17 protein-coding genes are annotated in these 19198 nt (G+C 39.5%); 12 read left to right on the top strand and 5 right to left on the bottom strand.

Annotated elements, in window-relative coordinates; genetic code table 11:
* Positions 1-68: 68 nt before the first annotated feature.
* The 3 genes from RMX98_RS20265 to RMX98_RS20255 all read left to right on the top strand — a co-directional run bounded on the left by RMX98_RS20265 (position 69) and on the right by RMX98_RS20255 (position 2406).
* Positions 69-923, top strand: coding sequence for a DUF5677 domain-containing protein (locus tag RMX98_RS20265; protein WP_322676097.1), 855 nt, complete (start codon positions 69-71; stop codon positions 921-923).
* Positions 924-1000: 77 nt separating this feature from the next.
* Positions 1001-1867 (top strand): TIR domain-containing protein, encoded by an 867-nt coding sequence (locus RMX98_RS20260; protein ID WP_322676096.1) that lies wholly within the window; start codon positions 1001-1003, stop codon positions 1865-1867.
* Positions 1867-2406 (top strand): hypothetical protein, encoded by a 540-nt coding sequence (locus RMX98_RS20255; protein ID WP_322676095.1) that lies wholly within the window; start codon positions 1867-1869, stop codon positions 2404-2406. Before RMX98_RS20260 ends, RMX98_RS20255 begins: the two co-directional genes overlap by 1 nt.
* Positions 2407-2654: 248 nt before the next feature.
* Here RMX98_RS20255 and RMX98_RS20250 read toward each other — a convergent pair whose 3' ends face one another.
* The 3 genes from RMX98_RS20250 to RMX98_RS20240 all read right to left on the bottom strand — a co-directional run bounded on the left by RMX98_RS20250 (position 2655) and on the right by RMX98_RS20240 (position 5007).
* A complete protein-coding gene (locus RMX98_RS20250; RefSeq protein ID WP_322676094.1) occupies positions 2655-3935 on the bottom strand; it encodes a glycosyltransferase family 2 protein in 1281 nt (426 codons plus the stop codon).
* A gap of 8 nt (positions 3936-3943) precedes the next feature.
* The gene (locus tag RMX98_RS20245; RefSeq protein ID WP_322676093.1) at positions 3944-4582 is read right to left on the bottom strand and encodes a YybH family protein; all 639 of its coding nucleotides are present in this window, start codon (positions 4580-4582) and stop codon (positions 3944-3946) included.
* Between the two features lie 275 nt (positions 4583-4857).
* On the bottom strand, positions 4858-5007 hold the full coding sequence (locus tag RMX98_RS20240) for a hypothetical protein (RefSeq protein WP_409881636.1): 150 nt from the start codon (positions 5005-5007) through the stop codon (positions 4858-4860).
* A gap of 162 nt (positions 5008-5169) precedes the next feature.
* On the opposite strand from RMX98_RS20240, the gene RMX98_RS20235 reads away from it, so the two are divergent.
* The 5 genes from RMX98_RS20235 (at position 5170) to RMX98_RS20215 (ending at position 10839) form a co-directional block, all read left to right on the top strand.
* Positions 5170-6192 (top strand): aromatic ring-hydroxylating dioxygenase subunit alpha, encoded by a 1023-nt coding sequence (locus RMX98_RS20235; RefSeq protein ID WP_322676092.1) that lies wholly within the window; start codon positions 5170-5172, stop codon positions 6190-6192.
* Between the two features lie 42 nt (positions 6193-6234).
* The gene (locus RMX98_RS20230; protein ID WP_322676091.1) at positions 6235-6987 is read left to right on the top strand and encodes a sterol desaturase family protein; all 753 of its coding nucleotides are present in this window, start codon (positions 6235-6237) and stop codon (positions 6985-6987) included.
* The gene (locus RMX98_RS20225) at positions 6984-7592 is read left to right on the top strand and encodes a DapH/DapD/GlmU-related protein (protein ID WP_322676090.1); all 609 of its coding nucleotides are present in this window, start codon (positions 6984-6986) and stop codon (positions 7590-7592) included. Before RMX98_RS20230 ends, RMX98_RS20225 begins: the two co-directional genes overlap by 4 nt.
* On the top strand, positions 7592-9109 hold the full coding sequence (locus RMX98_RS20220) for a GH3 auxin-responsive promoter family protein (protein ID WP_322676089.1): 1518 nt from the start codon (positions 7592-7594) through the stop codon (positions 9107-9109). Before RMX98_RS20225 ends, RMX98_RS20220 begins: the two co-directional genes overlap by 1 nt.
* 422 nt (positions 9110-9531) lie before the next feature.
* A complete protein-coding gene (locus RMX98_RS20215; RefSeq protein ID WP_322676088.1) occupies positions 9532-10839 on the top strand; it encodes a serine hydrolase in 1308 nt (435 codons plus the stop codon).
* A gap of 217 nt (positions 10840-11056) precedes the next feature.
* Here RMX98_RS20215 and speB read toward each other — a convergent pair whose 3' ends face one another.
* Positions 11057-12112, bottom strand: a complete 1056-nt coding sequence (gene speB, locus RMX98_RS20210; RefSeq protein ID WP_322676087.1) for an agmatinase SpeB — start codon at positions 12110-12112, stop codon at positions 11057-11059.
* Positions 12113-12388: 276 nt separating this feature from the next.
* On the bottom strand, positions 12389-12691 hold the full coding sequence (locus RMX98_RS20205; protein WP_322676086.1) for an acylphosphatase: 303 nt from the start codon (positions 12689-12691) through the stop codon (positions 12389-12391).
* An 83-nt stretch (positions 12692-12774) separates the two neighbouring features.
* Here RMX98_RS20205 and RMX98_RS20200 point away from each other — a divergent pair, with 83 nt between their 5' ends.
* The 4 genes from RMX98_RS20200 (at position 12775) to RMX98_RS20185 (ending at position 19022) form a co-directional block, all read left to right on the top strand.
* The gene (locus RMX98_RS20200) at positions 12775-13152 is read left to right on the top strand and encodes a DUF1823 family protein (protein WP_322676085.1); all 378 of its coding nucleotides are present in this window, start codon (positions 12775-12777) and stop codon (positions 13150-13152) included.
* Between the two features lie 354 nt (positions 13153-13506).
* A complete protein-coding gene (locus RMX98_RS20195; RefSeq protein WP_322676084.1) occupies positions 13507-15165 on the top strand; it encodes an alpha-amylase family glycosyl hydrolase in 1659 nt (552 codons plus the stop codon).
* A gap of 201 nt (positions 15166-15366) precedes the next feature.
* Entirely contained in the window at positions 15367-16425 is a 1059-nt protein-coding gene (locus RMX98_RS20190) for a 3-deoxy-7-phosphoheptulonate synthase (RefSeq protein WP_322676083.1), read from the top strand.
* A gap of 401 nt (positions 16426-16826) precedes the next feature.
* Positions 16827-19022, top strand: a complete 2196-nt coding sequence (locus RMX98_RS20185; RefSeq protein WP_322676082.1) for a transglycosylase SLT domain-containing protein — start codon at positions 16827-16829, stop codon at positions 19020-19022.
* Positions 19023-19198 lie beyond the last annotated feature (176 nt).

Here is a 19198-nt window from a genome sequence, read left to right as displayed (position 1 = left end):
TGTTGCCTAGTGCAGCAATAGCTTGTGTTACAATCGCGCAACCCATCTACATCTAAAAACTTACTAAAATGACTCGGTTATATTCGATTATTGAAAAACTACACAATGTATACGAGATTGGATACAAAATTTCTATTTTGGAAACAGGAATAAATTGCACTACAAACCGCACCTATTATGGTGAAATGTTATTTACCAAAATAGTTCAACATACTGGAAGTGTTATACGTCTCTTACCGAATTTAGAGGCTAGTAACGAAAGATGGATAGATATAGATGTTTCATCTATTGCTAGTTTGACTAGAGACGTAATGGAGGCGTTCTCTGTCTTTAAGTACATCTGCATTAATAAACTATCTGAAGAAGAATTTGAATTTCGTATCCATCTTTTGTCGCATCATCAATCATGTGACATGCTTAAGATAATAGAATTGTTGGGTTTTGATTCAGACAATAGTACATCTTCTTTCTATAAATGGATAAAACAATGTACTTCATTATATTTAACGCAATCTAATTTTTATCAAAATCTTGATAACAAACTAAAGCAGAGATTGTTGAAAGGTGACAAAGCATTTCTCCGTAATCTAAGCGAAATAAGCAATGACTCAATCAGTGTAGAACCACAGTCAGCACTCTATAGATTATTCTCAACAAGCACCCATTCCTTTCCTCTAGGAATTCAGAACGTTACTGGTGGAGGCTCAAATAATCCGCTTAATAAACAGCATCTTTTGTCGCTGTCAACACGAGCCTGTGTATTGTACTTGTCACTTTCAATACGAAATTACATTCGTTTGCGGTGGAGACACGGAAAATTATTAACCGATGAAGAGAAATCTTTCATACATATCGAATCTAAGCGAAACTTTATAGAAGAATGGATTTTGACGGTCAAAGAGCAAGAGCGGATTCTTTGCTAATAGAGAGGTCTAACGCCTATAAGTTATGTTAGTAGTATGAGTAGTTTTCTTCTGCTCCTGAGCCAAAAAACTGGAAGATGAGCAATATTTATAACTTGGAGACAAGACCACGAGTTTTCGTAAGTTATGCAAGTGCCGATAAAGCAATTGCGCGAGTAATTGTGGAAGGTCTGCGATCGCGGAATATCAATGTATGGTTAGATGATTATGAACTCTATCCAGGAACGCATTGGACTGAATCTATTCGCTTTGCAGTTTCAGCAAGTGCCTATTTTTTGCTTCTCTTGTCCAAAAATTTGGTAAACTCCCATTGGGTAAGCAAAGAAACTGAAGCTGTACTGAAAGAGTTGCAAAACCGAGATATCACATTCTTACCTGTTCTTTTAGAGGATTGTGAAATTCCATCATTACTTGCTACATATCAGTTTTTTGATATGAGAAGTGGAATAGAGGAAAATTTAGAAAAGCTCGTTAACGCACTTAGCTCTACTGTGGAGATTGATTTTGAGAAATTGTCTCCACACACCTTTGAGCAACTGGTTACGGATCTTCTTCAGAAACTAGGTTTTATCAATCTGCAATCGGAGAGCAAACAAAGTGATTCAGGCATTGATGCTATTGTTGAATTCCGACATAAAGATCCTTTTGGTGCTGAAAATCGGGAGGTATATGCAGTTGAAACAAAATTTTACCGTGATTCCCGTGCTGACTTGCGAACACTCAAGCAATTGATCGGTTATGTAAAGAACGATCCAAAGATTGATAAAGCACTGCTTGTTACAAACGGAAATCTCACATCTGTTGCTCTTGATTGGGTAAGCGATGCTCCAAAATCAACTGGTATTCCAATCCGTGTTGTTGATGGAACAGAGTTAAAGCGGCTTCTCCTTCAAAACACCGATCTAGTTTCCAAGTACTTTACTGCCAGTGTAGGTCACGCTTAATGAGCCGAATTACTGGTTTTATCAATCGGCTTGATAACTGTCCTGCTGGTCAGAAAGGTTGGCGAGAATTTGAAGATATATGTGTAGAAATTCTTGAATTTTTATTTGTCCCGCCGTTGGTAAGACCAATTATTCAGCCACGAACGTACTCTGGTACAAATCGACGCGATGCAGTATTTCCAAATCGAAATTTTGATGAAAAACACAGTTGGGGCTTGCTTCTTCGTGAACTGGAAGCAAGATTGGTGCTATTTGAGTTCAAAAATTATGATGCAACAGATATTGGACATGAGGAAGTAATTCAAACTGATAATTACTTGACAGAGCCTATGGGTAAGCTTGCAATAATGGTGTGCAACAAACTTCCTAATGATGGCGCTCATATCCAGCGAAATAATATTTACAGTCGGCATCGCAGAGTCATTCTCTTCATTACGAAGGAGCATTTGAAGGAAATGCTCTTCATTAAGGAAAGAGGAGAAGATCCATGTGATTTAATTGTCGATCTAGTTGAACGATTTTATCTACAACACGAGTAAAAGTAATAAATAACATTTTTCCCTCTGTGTGAAAACGCATCCGAAAGATCGCCTTTTGATTATGCCTCCATATCCAACGGTTTTCTGAATACTAGCCACCAGTGGAACAGTAGTATTGCTTCCCTACTTTCTAAAAATGAAGAATCGCTGACACCATTTGCTATAAATTGAATTCGGAGATTTTTTACTTCAAAAGCTTACTGGTTAAAGACTTTACTACCTAATTATAAAATATACTGCAACTTTACCTAAGTAATTCGACCACGATGCTCAGTTTTAACCCAGTGCGATCGCTCCTGCACACACATTTTGAAAGTAGTCACAATCATCACGGGAATCCAATGCACCATGTATAATGAGCCTTGAATTGTTGCCCAAATAAAAGACCATCCTCGTAAATTTTGAAATTGGTAAACTCCAGCAATAAAAGCAATTGTCAGAATGATGCTGAGTAGTGTTTGCAGTGGGAATAGAACAGGATGATGGCTATAAAATATTGTCCAAAGTAAGTCAGGGATTAGTCCAATTGGTAGCAGAAATTGCAATATAAAGAATAATAATAAATCAATTTCTTTTGCCCAACCTAAAGTAAGAATTTGCGGAAAATAATCTAGGTAACGCTGATAACCACCTTCAGCCCAACGACAGCGTTGATGCCAAAGTTTTTCCCAAGTAGTTACACCTTCTTCCTGAATTGATGGAACTGTCACAAACTCAATTTCCGCACCTGCTAAATAGAGTTTGAAGCAAAGATCCAAATCATCGGTGACAGTGTTCTCATTCCAACCTTGACACTTTTCTAATAATTCCCGACGGACTAACATCCCATTACCGCGCAGTTCAGACATTCCACCAATAGCAATGCGATGGGTTTGCAAAAAACTATCACAGTTCATTTCCATCTGCTGACAACGGGTTAAGAAGTTAGTATTAGCATTAGAAATCGCTTTTCGCACTTGCACCGCACCAATCGCTTGCTTCTCAAACAAAGGTACTGTTTGCTGGAGAAAATTAGTAGGTAATTGAGCATCCGCATCGCAGACTAAGATAATCTCCCCTTGGGTAAAGGGAAACACCGCATTCAATGCCCCTGATTTACCACCTTTTGATTCCCGTCGATGAACTTGCAAAGATGGAAATTGAGTTTGTAATTCTCTTAATATCTGGGGAGTTTCATCGGTACTACCATCATCAACAATCCAGATATCTAGGGAATCGCTAGGATAATTCAATTGGCATAGGCTGTAAACTAGATTAGCCAAAACTGAACTTTCATTTTTAGCTGGAACTAAAATCGAGACTGGCGGTAAATAAATCTCATTCTCTATCGCCGCCGCCACTGGTTTTGCTACCAGCATCCGTAATGTTTGCACAGTCAGGATTGCCGTTAATCCCAGCATCAACCATTGTGTTTGTGGTAGCCAGTGCAGCAAACTCACGCTAACCCAGACTAATACAACTACTATGGTTGCTTTGAGACGGCGATGAGAGCTAATATTTTTACTGGGCTGATAAGTGCTTCTTCCCACTTGATTTACTATATCCTTTCGGTTCGTGGCTTAGTCCTGCGACGTAATAATAACATCGTCAATGCTCCCAACAAGAAACCGCCCGCCCCTGCTGCAATTGCTAGAATCCGCCCTAATTGTTGAGCAGCATTTAACACTGGGTTATTCAACAAATTGGAGGAGAAATGCAGCGATTGAATCGTCCATTTATCTTGGAGTTTTTGCAGTACGGCTGTCCATCGTAAGGCCATATCAGCCGCTTTGCCATCTTTGAAAGAAAAAGATGCGATCGCTTCTCCAGAGGCAACGTCTATATCGGGAGTGAGAAACGTTCTAAGAGTATCTCCCTTTAATTGCATTTTGATATCTTTGATGGAACTGGAAAACTGCTGATTCCAATACTTTTCAAACTCAGGAACTTTGTGAAAAGTCTGGTTATCAACTGTTGTGATTGTGAAGTTTGGGTGCAAGTAAGGCTGTATTTTGCTAAAATCACGAGTGTTTAGGGCTTGTAGAGCAATATCTCGTGTGCGAATAATTGCATTTATCTCCTGTGGATTGACATCTGCTAGAGCATATTGGGGTAGATTCCAAATTACCAACACTAACAAAACACTCCAAAGTAGCTGAGTGTATTTGTATATGCTTGCCCATCGCTGCTTCATCATCTAAAAAACCTCTAGATTGAGTGATGTTTACCGATAATTTTTTAATGTTACTACCCATATTCCGCACTTCGTTTTGTAAGATGTAAACAAATACAAATGATTCTGCCAGTAAAAATCGAGTGTAACTGTTAAAGTTACACTTCGCTGTGGGTAGCTTGGTAGTCACTCTGATAGTTCAAACCCACTTATGATGAAGTATAATTCTCCTGCAAAGTAGCGATCGCTTCTCTTCTTGGCATTGCAGCTACAGTGTACACACAAGTCTTTTAAAGTTGCTATGTAACGTAGGGTGGGTTAATTTTTGTAGGTCGATGCAACAAAGGTGCAGGTCGATGCAACAAAGGTGCAGGTCGATGCAACAAAGATGCAGGACGATGCAACAAAGGTGCAAGACGATGCAACAAAGATGCAGGACGATGCAACAAAGATGCAGATCAAGAGACTTGTGTGTACACCGTAGGGCATTGCAGAGAAAGGGGGATGATTTGGCAACTTCTCAAATTTCCTTCCTACAACGCCAGCCTCCCCTGGCTGTTCTAATCAAGACATTGCCATAATTTAAATACGATCGCTCTCTCCCAGCCACCATGCAATTTGCCGATTTCTGGTACATTGTCGCACTCAGCGAACAGTTACAACCTAACAAGGTATTACCACGAACCGTTTTAGGAGAATGGTTAGCGATATTTCGCGGTGGAGATGGACAACCTGTAGCTTTGCGCGATCGCTGTTTACACCGCAATAGCCGTCTATCAGCAGGTAAAGTCTGTGACGGTGCTTTACAATGTCCCTATCATGGTTGGGTATATGACGCGGTTGGCAACGTTATTGCTGTTCCAAGCGAAGCAGATGATTTCAAACCTTCCCCACAGCGTCGAGCCAAGTGTTACGCTACCAAAGAACAGGATGGCTATGTCTATGTGCGGTTAGCCGATACCCCAAGTCTTAATCTTGAACCCTTTTCTATGCCTCACTACGGACAAACAGGATGGGAGACGGTACGGGTAATTAACCGTTTTGCTAATAATGTTACTAATTGTGCGGAGAACTTTATTGATATTCCCCATACGGCTTTTGTTCATCCTGGTGTTTTCCGTACTTCCCGCCAACAAAAGTTAGAAATGACTGTAGAACGCTGGAATGGTTCGGTTTTGGTGGAGTATCGCAACGAAAACAATAATTTGGGATGGTACAGCCGTTTTCTGAATTTGCAGGGTGCAGAGATTAAACATAGCGATCGCTTTTATATGCCAAATATTACCTCTGTGGAATATAAAATGGCACAAAATCGCCATTTGTTCATTACCAGTCAATCTATTCCAGAAACCGATAATTCAACTCTGGTTTACACAGATGTCACCTATAACTATGGTATCTGGAATAAGTTAGCACGTCCCTTTGTGCGGTGGACTGCTCAACACATTATCCGCCAAGATATGGAAATTTTGGGTATTCAGGGGGAAGCGATCGCTAAATACGGCACACAATTCTATAATACGCCTGCGGACACAATTCATATATTTGTAGAGTCAATTATAACAGCTATCTCTCGTGGAGAAGATCCGCGTTTATTGCCAAATCAATCAGTAAAAGTTACATTTTGGGTTTAAAGATAATTCGTAATTAATTAAAATCGGTGTGAGCAATCATAAGTGGAAATACAAAACTTTTCACAACTAATAATTTTTGGTTCTTTTATCGGATTAGTTGGTTGGACTATTACCAATCAGGTTGGACGAACTCAACTTAAAGTTAAAATTCGTGAAGATTGGTTGTTAGATGGTATAGGGTTAACGATTCAAGGAATTTTTATTCCCTTACTACAAGCTACTTTAGTTTATTGGCTTTATCAACATTTATTACCTACTCAACAAGGATATTTCAAACTATCATTAATTCCGACTTTCTTTATCAGTTTTGTTGTGATTGATTATTTATATTATTGGAATCATCGTTTATTGCATAGTAAGTTTTTGTGGAAGGTTCATCAAGTCCATCATACTGTTACTCAGATGGACGTATTAGGAACTTCTCGCAATACACTTTGGACAAGCTTGTTAATTATTTATTTATGGATACACACTTTATTTTTGTATTTGTTAGCCGATCCAACAGGTTATTTACTTGGAGTAAGTCTAACTTCTGCCTTAGATTTATGGCGACATAGCCGCTTGATAATTTCTGAAAGTAGCTGGTTTTATCAATTTTTATCTTCTTGGTTAATCTTACCACAAGATCATGCTTGGCATCATTGCCGCGAAGTCCACAATTATAATTATGGGGCTAATCTGAAAATTTGGGATAAGTTACATGGAACATATTATGAAAGCAAAAAATTGCCATCTATAATTGGAATTTCTAGCTCATTAAACTTGTTCCAAAAACTTTTCTTTCCATTTTCATGACAGTTATAAGTAAAATTCTTTTGTTTTTTCCTACTATTATATTAATGATAACTGGAGCAGCAATAGTCTACCTTGCCTATTCACCCCACATCTTTAGTATTCTGGCGGTGTTCTTTGCTATATATGGGCTACCAGTACTAGTTTACCGCTTACATGAATGGATTTATCCTGTGCGCGAGGGTATTAGTTATCTACAAAATAAAGAATATAGTCCCTGGTGGGGCAGTCATCAAATCCAGGTAATTTATATTACAATTCCCGCCTTGGAAGCGGTGCTGCGGCTGATTCCGGGGGTGTTTTCCTGTTGGTTGCGATTGTGGGGTGCTAAAGTGGGGCGAGATGTTTACTGGACACCAGGTTTAGAAATTGCCGATCGCAGTTTATTAGAAATTGGCGATCGCGTCGTTATCGGACATCGTGTCGGGATTTATTCTCATATTATCAAACCGCGCAAGCAAAATTTAATGTTGTATGTCAAAAAAGTTAAGATTGGCAGCAATGTTTTTGTGGGAGCCGGATCTAATCTTGCTCCTGGTGTAGTCATTGGCGATGGTTCTTATTTACCAGCAGCCAGCAACCTTTATCCTAATCAAAAGGTGCAATAATGCGTCCGATTATTCAGCTTTTTGGGCAAATCCTCGCACCAACTGCGAGGCGATTTCATCAAGCTTTGGATAACCCAGAGTTAATGCAGATATCTGTAAAAAGGGAGATTTGCGATCGCCTAATCAAAAGTGAGTATGGTAAAACTTTAGGGATTCATTCTGTAGACGATTGGCAGCGTGTGCCAATTGTAGATTATGATGCACTCAAACCCTATTTAAATCAAAAACCTCAACAAATTTCCCTGACTCCCGAACCCATTTTGTTCTATGAAAAAACCTCTGGTAGTAGTGGAGCAGTAAAATGGATTCCTTATACTCAATCTTTGCGGCGATCGTTTAATCAAATGTTTTGTGTATGGGCGCATGATTTGATTGTACACGGGCCAAAATTTAGCACAGGAAAGCTTTATGCTTGTATCTCGCCGCAATTAAATGTAGCTGATAGCCCAACTTTACAGGATGATTTAGATTATTTAGATGGCTGGTTGCGTTGGTTTTTACGTCCTTGGTTGGTAATGCCAAATAAACTTAATCGGCTGCATGACGCGAACTTGTTTAAACATCAACTGGCTTTGGCATTATTAGAAGCTGAAAAACTAGAAACTATTTCTATTTGGAGTCCTAGTTTTCTGCAAGTACATTTAAAATATATTCAAGAAAATCAAGATTTATTGCGAGGAGAATTACACAATCGGATTTCACATCATCGCCTGCAACATCTGTGCGAAAGCAATATTCCCTGGATGCAACTCTGGCCAAATTTAAAACTGATTTCTTGCTGGGATAGTGCCAATGCAGCAGATCAAGCTCAAGGATTAAGATCGCAATTTCCAGGTGTATTCATTCAAGGTAAAGGACTACTAGCAACCGAAGCACCAATGACGATTCCCTTGATTGTCGCTAGGGGATATGTTCCAGTTCTTGATCAAGTGTTTTTCGAGTTTGAGGACGATACTGGTTCCCTGTATGCATTGCATGAACTCAACATTGGCAAGGAATACACGATTATTTTATCGCAGAAGGGAGGATTATATCGTTATCGAATTGGCGATCGCATCCTGGTAACTCATTATTATCGTCATACTCCTTGTTTAGAGTTTATCGGACGACATCAAGCTGTGAGCGATTTGGTGGGCGAAAAGTTGCAAGAAACCTTTGTCAATAATGCTCTGACTCTCTTGAATTTGCAAGAAACTAATTTTAAAAGCTTGATGCCAATTGCCGATCCTCCACACTATATTCTATTATTAGATTCGGCAAAAGAAACCCCAGAAATTATTGCTCGACAACTGGATCTGGCTCTATCAGAATCATATCATTACCAGAGAGCGCGATCGCTCAGTCAACTTGCACCACCACAGGTTTTAATCTCTAGTACAATTCCTGAAATTTTAGTTTCTCATCGTCTTTGCACTGGAAGTATTTGGGGAGGTATTAAGCATCCAATTCTGGCAACATCGCCTATTAGCACTGAACTTTTACAAGAATTGAACTGTAGACTGGGGATTAGAGACTAGGGAATTTGTCTAGCATCATAAATAAAACTGTTACAGCAGATTTCAAGTTAGTGAAGTACACAAGCTAAGTCCCAAAGGCAGATATAAAGCCTGTTTTACTTCTGAATTCTGACTCCTGAATACTGAATTCTGCTGTAGCGATTTACTTTTTATAAGTAATGATAATTTATTGTGCTTAACTAATCCCGAACATGATTTCCAAAAATACAGCAGATTTCAAGGAAAGTGAGCTACACAAGCTCGCGTCTGTTACCCAGGTGGAAAGCGTATTTTACTCCTGAATTCTGTATTTTGTATTCTGAATTCTGCTGTAACTTAACGGTATTTCTGAATTTTTCTCCGGAAGTCCAGTGCGATCCTCAGAAAACAATCTAAGATAAAGTTGATTAATTGCTACATAGCTGCATACCTACAATCATAACATGAAATCACATTTACTTGCGATCGGTTTAAGCAGTTTGCTTCTAGTTGCAGGACAAGCTAAAGCCTCACGATTACAGTCTTGGTACTTTGACTCTAAGCAAAACCAATTACACCTAACTACAATTTCTGGAATCCAACCCAAAGCCTTTTTATTAGATAATCCTAATCGATTGGTAATTGACTTACCAGGAACTAATTTTAATTCAGATAGTGTTAAAAAAGCTTTTGGTAATGCGATCAAAGAAATTCGGATCGGTAAACTGGACAGTAAAACAACTCGTTTTGTCGTACAATTCGCTCCAGGTTATCATATTGCTTCCCGTAATCTATCCATCAAGGGAGATTCTCGTTCCCACTGGATTGTAAAATTTAACTCATTTGACCGCCAAGGCAATAATATTCCTGGGGACAATAGAGAAGATATTGCCATCAATTCCACAGATGCTTCAACATTTGCCGGAGTTGTACATCTTGGTCAAGAAATGCAGGGTATAAGTTCTCAAATTCGGGCCTTGTTAGCGACTTATAAATCATTGAATCCTGGAATATTTTTCTTAGATTTAGATACAGGTAACTATATAGATATTAATGGTGAAAAAAGATTTTCTGCCGCCAGTACAATCAAATTCCCCTTGTTAGTAGCTCTTTTCCAAGAAATAGATGCTGGTAGAATTAAACTAACAGATAAATTAGTGATGCGGCGCGATTTAAGGGTTGGTGAATCGGGAACGATGCAATACAAACCCGTCGGCACGAAATTTAGCGTCCTCCAAACTGCTACCTTGATGATGACGATTAGCGATAATACCGCAACCAATATGATTCTCGATCGCTTGGGCGGTGCAGCAAAAGTTAACCAACGTTTTCGTAATTGGGGATTGCCAAATACAGCAGTTCGGCATCTACTTCCAGACATTGGTGGCACAAATACAACGAGTTCCAAAGATTTGGTGAGATTGGCGGCATTAGTGTCTAACAATCGTTTGCTATCCCCAAACAGCCGCAATCAAGTTTTAGGGATTATGCGTCGTGTCAAAACTAATAGTTTGCTACCGGCTGGTATTGGTAAAGGAGCTACCATTGCTCATAAAACTGGCACATTGAGATTTATCATTGGTGATGCGGGTATTATTGAAATGCCCAACGGCAAAAGCTATTTAGCAGGTGTTTTGGTGCAAAGGCCAAACTACGATCGCAGAGCCGGAGATTTTGTGCGTGAAGTTTCCAGAAGAGTCTACAATTACCTCAGCCAAACCACAGTTAGCAATATAGAACTGAACTCTAGCGATGCCTCCGGTGGTCACTGAGCTTTGTCGAAGTGCGGGCTACGCCTACCCACTCGTTAGGAAGGAGGAGCGATACTGCTCGATTAACGCTAAAAAATAAATCTGTGCCAAGTGCAAAATGTGGTTTGATCCCCCTAAATCCCCCGATAAATTGGGGGACTTTGAGAGCTTTTTGCCCCCCTTTTTAAGGGGGGTTGGGGGGATCAAATTGAAAACTGAAGTTTTTCCAGAAAACATATTACTGAGATGAATTAGGTGTAGTCAAAGATAAATCCATCAAATTTGCCAGCTTGTAAACTACCCGCGCCCCAACATTACCATCCCACTCTGCATCACCGACTTCGCAGATATCAAAGCCAATAATTTTTCTCCCACTATTGACCAATTCTCGGAACAGACAAAAAGTTTGCTCTAATTCCAACCCACCTGGAACAGGAGTACCTGTACTCGGACAGAGTTTTGGATCTAGACCATCCGCATCAAAGCTAATGTAAACATTCTCAGGTAAATGACTGATAATTTCTCGGCATAAATCAATCCAAGTTGTTCCAGAGTAAAGCTTTTGCTTAATTGCCGGGTCATAATAAGCAATAATGCGACTATTAGATTGGTCAATCATTTGCACTTCATCATGACTAATATCACGCAAACCCACTTGCACCAGCTTGGAAATTTGCGGTATTTTCATCGCATTAAACATAATAGATGCATGAGAAAACTCGAATCCCTCATAAGCGTTACGTAAATCTGCGTGGGCATCAATGTGTAAAATACCATAGTTTGCGTAGTTAGCTGCTAATGCTTGAAAATAACCTAAAGGCGAACTGTGATCTCCACCAATTACTGCGACTCGCTTACCATCATTAATTGCTTGCTGACAATTTTCAAACAGCCATTGATTAACCTGTTGACTAGCCTGATTAATTTCTGTCAAAACTGGTATTAAATCTGGTGTATCTGAGAGTTCTTTACCTTGGGCTAATCGCTCGATAATTTTTGCTGCCAAAGCGCGGTAGTATGTGTTCTTCTCTAAAATATCCTGGGAAATTTCCATCATAAAAATTCCCTGCTTCCAGCCATCAGGATTATCAAAATCGAACAAATCTAGTTGAGTTGAAGCATCTAGAATTCGCTGTGGGCCATTAGCAGTACCTGCACCATAGGAAACAGTGACTTCCCACGGCACACCAAAGACAATCAAGTTTGCAGAATCATAATCGCAGGGTAAACCTAAGAGGTTGCCGTTTATTTCACCTACGCCACTGGGATTGTAGTCTTTTAATTGATTACTCATTGAATATCTTCTGAATTTACGTGGATAGACAGCACGCCGCCTAGTGGACATCTGCATTGTAATCAAAATTTTTTATCGGCGGTAAACTTTGAACAAAAAGGGGACTGAGGATTGTGAGGTTCTGAAGTGGATGAACAAGTTCCCAATCCTCAATCCCTATCTATTTGTATTTAACTAATGATTGCTCTACCTTTAAAAAGCGGGCAATTCCAGTTAAAATTGCGATCGCCAACTTTTGTAAAAATACTGGTAGCCCAACAATGTACAAATTACCAATTAGTCAACCCGTTTAAATTCAAATCCTCGTAACCCTTCTGGTATTTCATACTCAACCACAACATCTTTAACCACAGCAGCAGGTGGCCCTGAGTGACACCAGCGAACCATATCATCTACAACCTCTCGCGCCCCTTCAAAAACTGCCTCTACTCGACTATCGGGGAGATTCCGCACCCAACCAGTTAATCCCAATTGCCTAGCTGTGTCTACAGTGGCGTAGCGATAACCCACTCCTTGGACTCGACCAGAAATGAATACATGGGCACGGATGATCTTTGGCAGTGGTGTGGAATTCTGCATAGACTAGTCTAATATTTACGATTACCAGTCTACCTAGTTTGTGTATACACAAGCTGTTTTTAATTTGGAATTTTGGCTTGCTTATGTCTAACCTACCACCACTGAATACAGAAACAATTTGGGCAATTCTTGACGATAAACTTGATGATGCCACAGTTAATCAGTTGCTATGGCATTATTTAGGCTATCGCTATGACTCCTCAACTGGACAATGGGACACTAGCCAAGTAGCACCAGAATGGCAAAATGAGTACCCACAACCACCAGATTTCATTGAATCTCGCCCTGCAACAGTCAAATTAACTCGTTCTATTCCTACTGGAAATAAACAACTGCTAAAAGAAAAGCTGGGTTTCAAAGGTTACAAAATTGGTGAATTTGGGCCTCGACAAACTCGTAAGGCAACGGCGGCGAATTGGTTATTAAGTTATCTTCAACAAGCAAACAACAATCAAGAGTAATCTTGCAGTAGGTATTCGGCAAAAAGTATCCTATTTTTACCGAATATCTCCTATATTAGGAGCTAACAAAAACTAGTTTTTATTTAATAAAATTTTGCATTGCTCTACAATACTTGTTTAAAACTATTACTTTATATAATCAATATTTGCACCACAATAAACTTGCACTTTAGTCAACAAAAACATTATATATAGCTAAATAGCAAAAATATACAGTTAAATTTTATTAATAATTTATAAGTTATTCCTGAAGACAGAAGCACAATTAATCTAATTATTTCTCTAGAGCGATTTGCAAATTTAATTGACCATCAGAGAATATCTCTATCAACTCTTGATATTACAAATTATTGTATGGCAAAGCCAATTGAATTTAATTTATTTGCACCTTACAACAAAGGCGCTGCATTAATTGGTTCTTTTTCTGATTGGCAAGAAATTCCAATGGAAAAAGGTGATGATGGTTATTTTCGTACAAGTGTTGAACTAGAAGACGGCGTTTATAAATATAAATTCCGTGTTCAATCAAATTCATGGTTTTTTGAACCAGAACAATGGGTTGATGTTACAGATCCTTATGCAACTGATATAGATGAACAAAGTGGAAAAGACGATGGTGTTATCCGAGTCAAAGATGGGCAAAGGATTACCGATACTTATGTTTGGCAACATGATGATAAACCTTTACCTGCTGACCACGAATTAGTAATTTATGAATTGCATGTTGGTGACTTTTCGGGTGGCGAGGATGACCCTTATGCACGAGGCAAGTACAAACACGTAGTTGAAAAGTTAGACTATTTGTGCGAACTAGGAATCAATGCTATTGAGTTGATGCCACTGAAAGAATATCCTGGCGATTATAGTTGGGGTTATAACCCTCGTCACTTCTTTGCAACAGAATCAAGTTATGGTTCTACTGCTGAGTTAAAAAATTTGATTGATGAATGTCATGGTAGAGGTATTCGTGTAATTATTGACGGTATTTATAACCACTCAGAAGCCTCTGCTCCTCTAACACAAATTGACCACGATTATTGGTATCATCACGATCCTCGTGACCCTGATAATAATTGGGGGCCTGAATTTAATTACGAACATTATGACGAAAAATTAGATATTAAACCAGCCTGGAAATTTATTGGTGATACAATTCGTTTTTGGATTGGAGAATATCATCTTGATGGTATTCGTTATGATGCGGCGCGGCAAATTGCTAACTACGACTTCATGCACTGGATTGTTCAGGAAGCCAAAAAAACTGCTAGCATGAAGCCTTTTTATAATGTTGCAGAACACATTCCTGAAACTCCCAGCATTACCAATGTAGATGGGCCAATGGATGGTTGCTGGCATGACAGTTTTTATCACTGCATTCTAGAACATATTTGCGGCGATACATTTGATTTAGAGCGTCTAAAAGATGTCATTGACTGCAAACGCCAAGGTTTTTTGGGTGCCACCAATGTAGTCAATTATCTCACCAACCACGACCATAACCATGTCATGGTTGAACTGGGGAACCGTGAGATTTTTGACGAAGAAGCTTTTAGGCGGGTTAAATTAGGAGTAGCCATCCTAATGACTGCTGTTGGCGTACCTTTGATTTGGATGGGAGAGGAATTTGGTGAGTATAAACCTAAACAACCTGAATCATCCAAAATCGATTGGACGCTGTTAGGTAATGATTTAAATCGTAGTTTATTTGAATCATACAAGGGTTTAACCAACCTGCGTAAAAGCAATCATGCTCTCTACACAGAAAATATTGATTTTATCCACGAAAATCCCGAAGCAAAAGTATTAGCTTATACTCGTTGGAATGATGAAGGTTCTCGTGTAGTCGTAATTGCAAATTTCTCAGAAAATTTCTTAGCTGACTATCATGTTCCTAACTTTCCTAGTGCTGGGACATGGCACGAGTGGACAGGTAATTATGATGTCGAAGCTGGTGACGATGGCATCATTACAGACTTGGGGCCATACGAAGCGAAAGTGTTTGTATGGCAGTAATTATATACACTACCACTGAATCAGTAGTCTAATTAGCAAAGAAAAGGGGAAAAGATATTTCCTCTTTTCAGTTATTATTTTTAGTTTAAATACAGTCTAATTAGAAATTTGTCAAGTAGAAAATAAGCTATTTTAAAATTTCATGAGTTTGTGTTACACTTCTGAATTGAAGTGCGTATATAAAATTGCCAAAGCATCCCCATGCACAACAAATTATTTAACAGTAATATCGACAACGCTAACATTGAGAACGATCGCATTTTATTAACTCCCAACGAAGTAAAGTCAAAATTACCTTTAACACAATTAGCTGAACAAAGAGTTTTAGCATATAGGCAGGAAATAAAAGATATCCTAGATTTTCAGGATCGCCGGAAATTTATAGTAGTTGGCCCATGCTCAATTCACGACCCCAAAGTAGCGCTCGAATATTCTGAAAGGTTGAAAATCCTGGCCGAGCGAGTCAAGGATAACCTGCTACTAATTATGCGAGTGTACTTTGAAAAACCTAGAACAACTGTAGGCTGGAAAGGCTTAATTAACGATCCAGATATGGATGATTCTTTCCATGTAGAGAAAGGTTTATTAATTGCACGGGAGCTACTATTAAAAATTACAGAGTTGGGATTACCTGCTGGTACAGAAGCATTAGACCCAATCATCCCTCAATATATTAGTGAATTGATTACATGGTCTGCTATTGGGGCACGCACAACAGAATCACAAACTCACCGCGAAATGGCAAGTGGGCTTTCAATGCCTGTAGGTTTTAAAAACGGTACTGACGGCAATATTCAAGTAGCTTTAAATGCCCTACAATCAGCTGGAAACCCACATAATTTTCTGGGAATTAATCAAAACGGACAGGTCAGCGTCTTTCAAACTAAAGGTAATGGCTACGGTCACGTAATTTTAAGGGGTGGTAGTCAACCCAACTTTGATGCAGCAAATGTCAAATTGGTAGAACAAAAATTAAAACAGGCAAATTTACCACCGAGAATCGTTATCGACTGTAGCCACGGCAACACCAATAAAGATTACAAATTACAAGGTGCTGTCTTAGAAAATATTATTCAGCAAATAGTAGATGGTAATACATCAATAGTTGGTATGATGCTGGAATCGCATTTGTATGAAGGTAGTCAACCAATTACTGGTAAACAAGAAGATTTAAAATACGGTGTTTCTGTAACTGACAAATGTATTAGCTGGGAAGAAACCGAAAAAATTATTTTGGCTGCTCACGAAAAACTTAAATGAGAATTCAGAATTCAGAATTCAGAATTCAGAATTCTGAAGTCAGAATGCAATCAATGGGAAATTTAGAGGATGTTTTTTAAGTATTAAAATATACTTAAAATACTTCTCGAAACCTCTCTAGAAACGGCGAGAGGCTTTCAAATCCTCCTTGAAACGAAAGCATAGTAGCTAAGTACATGGAAAAAACGCCCAATTGGTGGCGACGAATTCGATTTATAACATACCCAAGATAGATGTAATAGTATCTAATATGTGGTATATACTCAATACTGCCAACTGTAGGATTGAAAATTAGTATTTTTGTACATAAAATTAAAAATCTAAAATAAAAATTTGGTAACAGTGATGGTTAGGAGTGCTAGAGTTTCAAGAAATTCACTGGAACTTTTCAGCGGGTATTCATGCTGAAGAAACTACAAAAAAAGCAAATTTCGATAATTGCGGGTGCAGCACTGTTTGCCTTTTTAGCTGGGGCAATGGTATCAGCACCTGAGATTGGTAAGTCTCTGGGGAAATGGCTCAAACTGAGTCAGAATAAAACAGAGCAAACATCAGAGGGTAGTGTTGCCCAATCAGCCGTATTTCCTCTGATATCGCAATCGCTGCCAGAAAGGGCTGCAAAACTAACAGCGATCGCCCAAGAATCGCGATCGCCAGACCGGAATCGCGCTCGTTATCTTTTGGCGAGTGATTATATTGAAAGAACCCAAGGACAAAAAGCCTTGGCTTTACTTCAAGGACTAGAAAAAGACTATCCCATCCTCGCACCATACATTTTGCTCAAACAAGCCCAAGCACAAGATATGCTGGGCGAGGACGGTAAAGCTTCGGATCTCAGGCAAAGTGTTCTGAAACAGTATCCCAAAGAAGCGGCTAGTGTGAAAGCGCTATATTTGATTGCTCAACCGAAGCAACAAGAAATCGCGATCGCTCAATTTCCTGCCAACCCTCTAACTTGGGAAATTATTCGTAAACGCTTGCAAGAAAATCCCAATCAGCCACAATTACAGTTGATATTGGCTAAATATGCCTACGATCAACCAGGTATAGTCGGCGTTTTGGATCAGCTAGTAAAACAGCCAACCCTAAAACCCGAAGACTGGGAACTCATTGGTACAAGCTATTGGGAAAATAGTCAATTTCTGAAAGCCGCGAATGCTTATGCCAATGCACCCAAAACATCGCGCAACCTCTATCGTACCGCACGGGGATTACAGGTAGGAGGCAAAGATAAAGAAAAAGCGATCGCCACCTATAAACAACTAGTACAGCAATTTCCAACTACTGAGGAAGCTGGGAATGCTCTACTGCGGTTAGCAGAAACCGCAAAAACAGCTAAAGACGGCTTACCCTATCTTGAGCAGGTAATTAGTAAATTTTCCAAACAAGCTGCTACTGCACTGGCACAAAAAGCCAAAACTCTCCAAACCCTCAAGGATCAAAAGTCAGCTAGCGCGGCGTGGCAATTACTCATAGCCAAATATGGCAATTCTGATGAAGCCGCAGAATACCGTTGGAAAATCGCCCAAGACAAAGCCAATACCAAAGATTACGTTGGTGCTTGGCAATGGGCAGAACCAATTGTTACCAACAATCCCAACAGTATTTTGGCTCCCAGAGCAGGCTTTTGGGTAGGGAAATGGGCAGCTTTACTAGGCAAACAACAGGAATCTCAAACTGCTTATGAGTATGTGATTAGCCAGTTTCCCTACTCTTACTATGCATGGCGAGCCGCGACAATGCTGGGGCTAAATGTCGGCAACTTTGACAATGTGCGCGTCATGAACCCAGAAGTAGTCGCACCTCAGCGTCCAGTACCGCCTGCTGGATCTGAAACTTTCAAAGAATTGTATCTCTTGGGTCAAGACCGCGATGCCTGGTTACAATGGCAAACAGAATTTCAGAACAAAATTCAGCCAACGGTAGCAGAGCAATTTACTGAAGGGTTGGTGCGGCAGGCAAGGGGAGAAAATCTCATCGGAATTGATAAAATTTCTAAATTGGAAGACCGGGAAATCCCAGCAGAAGTTACCCAATATCAGACTTTGAGTAAACAAATCAGCTACTGGCAAGCCCGTTATCCATTTCCCTATCTCCGAGAGATTGAAAAGTGGTCTACTGAACGTCAACTTAATCCTCTGTTAGTAACTGCTTTAATCCGTCAAGAGTCACGCTTTGAATCAAAAATCAAATCTGTCGCTGATGCTACTGGCTTAATGCAAGTGTTGCCGAGTACAGCTAAATGGATCGCCCCACAAATCAAGGTGGATTTCAAAACCATAAACTTAGAAAATCCCAACGATAACATTATGCTGGGTACATGGTATTTGGGTCATACCCACGATCAATATAACAATAACTCCTTGCTAGCGATCGCCAGTTACAATGCCGGCCCCGGCAATGTCTCTAAATGGCTGCAAACTCTAACTACAAAAGATCCAGATGAGTTTGTTGAAGAAATTCCCTTTGATGAAACCAAAAATTATGTGCGGCAAGTATTTGGCAACTACTGGAATTATCTGAGGCTTTACAACCCTGAGATTTCTGGCATCGTCGCCAAATATTCGGCTACACACCCAAAACTACCAACTCATTAAAAAGTAAAAAGATAATGCCCCTAAATTTATTTATGGGCTTCAAACCATTTTCTTTTCTTTCTTTTGCCTTGTTTTGCCTTTGTCTTTGGCGTATCCCTACAATAGACTTCTTGGCATTTGTCGGGAAAAGGGGAAGGTGGGGCCCCAAGAAGGGGATAAGGGTCGGGGGAAAGGGG

It is taken from the genome of Nostoc sp. DedQUE02 (assembly GCF_034531035.1).
Lineage (GTDB): Bacteria > Cyanobacteriota > Cyanobacteriia > Cyanobacteriales > Nostocaceae > Nostoc.
Note: the sequence above shows the minus strand (reverse complement) of the source record. Positions and strands in the feature narration are given on the sequence as shown.

Excerpts from the sequence above, each read along its gene's own strand:
- RMX98_RS20235 (WP_322676092.1), top strand. The coding sequence starts at position 5,170 with ATGCAATTTGCCGATTTCTGGTACATTGTCGCACTCAGCGAACAGTTA.
- RMX98_RS20245 (WP_322676093.1), bottom strand. The coding sequence starts at position 4,582 with ATGATGAAGCAGCGATGGGCAAGCATATACAAATACACTCAGCTACTT.
- RMX98_RS20195 (WP_322676084.1), top strand. The coding sequence starts at position 13,507 with ATGGCAAAGCCAATTGAATTTAATTTATTTGCACCTTACAACAAAGGC.
- RMX98_RS20265 (WP_322676097.1), top strand. The coding sequence starts at position 69 with ATGACTCGGTTATATTCGATTATTGAAAAACTACACAATGTATACGAG.
- RMX98_RS20190 (WP_322676083.1), top strand. The coding sequence starts at position 15,367 with ATGCACAACAAATTATTTAACAGTAATATCGACAACGCTAACATTGAG.
- RMX98_RS20225 (WP_322676090.1), top strand. The coding sequence starts at position 6,984 with ATGACAGTTATAAGTAAAATTCTTTTGTTTTTTCCTACTATTATATTA.
- RMX98_RS20185 (WP_322676082.1), top strand. The coding sequence starts at position 16,827 with ATGCTGAAGAAACTACAAAAAAAGCAAATTTCGATAATTGCGGGTGCA.
- RMX98_RS20205 (WP_322676086.1), bottom strand. The coding sequence starts at position 12,691 with ATGCAGAATTCCACACCACTGCCAAAGATCATCCGTGCCCATGTATTC.
- RMX98_RS20215 (WP_322676088.1), top strand. The coding sequence starts at position 9,532 with ATGAAATCACATTTACTTGCGATCGGTTTAAGCAGTTTGCTTCTAGTT.
- RMX98_RS20220 (WP_322676089.1), top strand. The coding sequence starts at position 7,592 with ATGCGTCCGATTATTCAGCTTTTTGGGCAAATCCTCGCACCAACTGCG.
- RMX98_RS20260 (WP_322676096.1), top strand. The coding sequence starts at position 1,001 with ATGAGCAATATTTATAACTTGGAGACAAGACCACGAGTTTTCGTAAGT.
- RMX98_RS20255 (WP_322676095.1), top strand. The coding sequence starts at position 1,867 with ATGAGCCGAATTACTGGTTTTATCAATCGGCTTGATAACTGTCCTGCT.
- RMX98_RS20200 (WP_322676085.1), top strand. The coding sequence starts at position 12,775 with ATGTCTAACCTACCACCACTGAATACAGAAACAATTTGGGCAATTCTT.
- speB (WP_322676087.1), bottom strand. The coding sequence starts at position 12,112 with ATGAGTAATCAATTAAAAGACTACAATCCCAGTGGCGTAGGTGAAATA.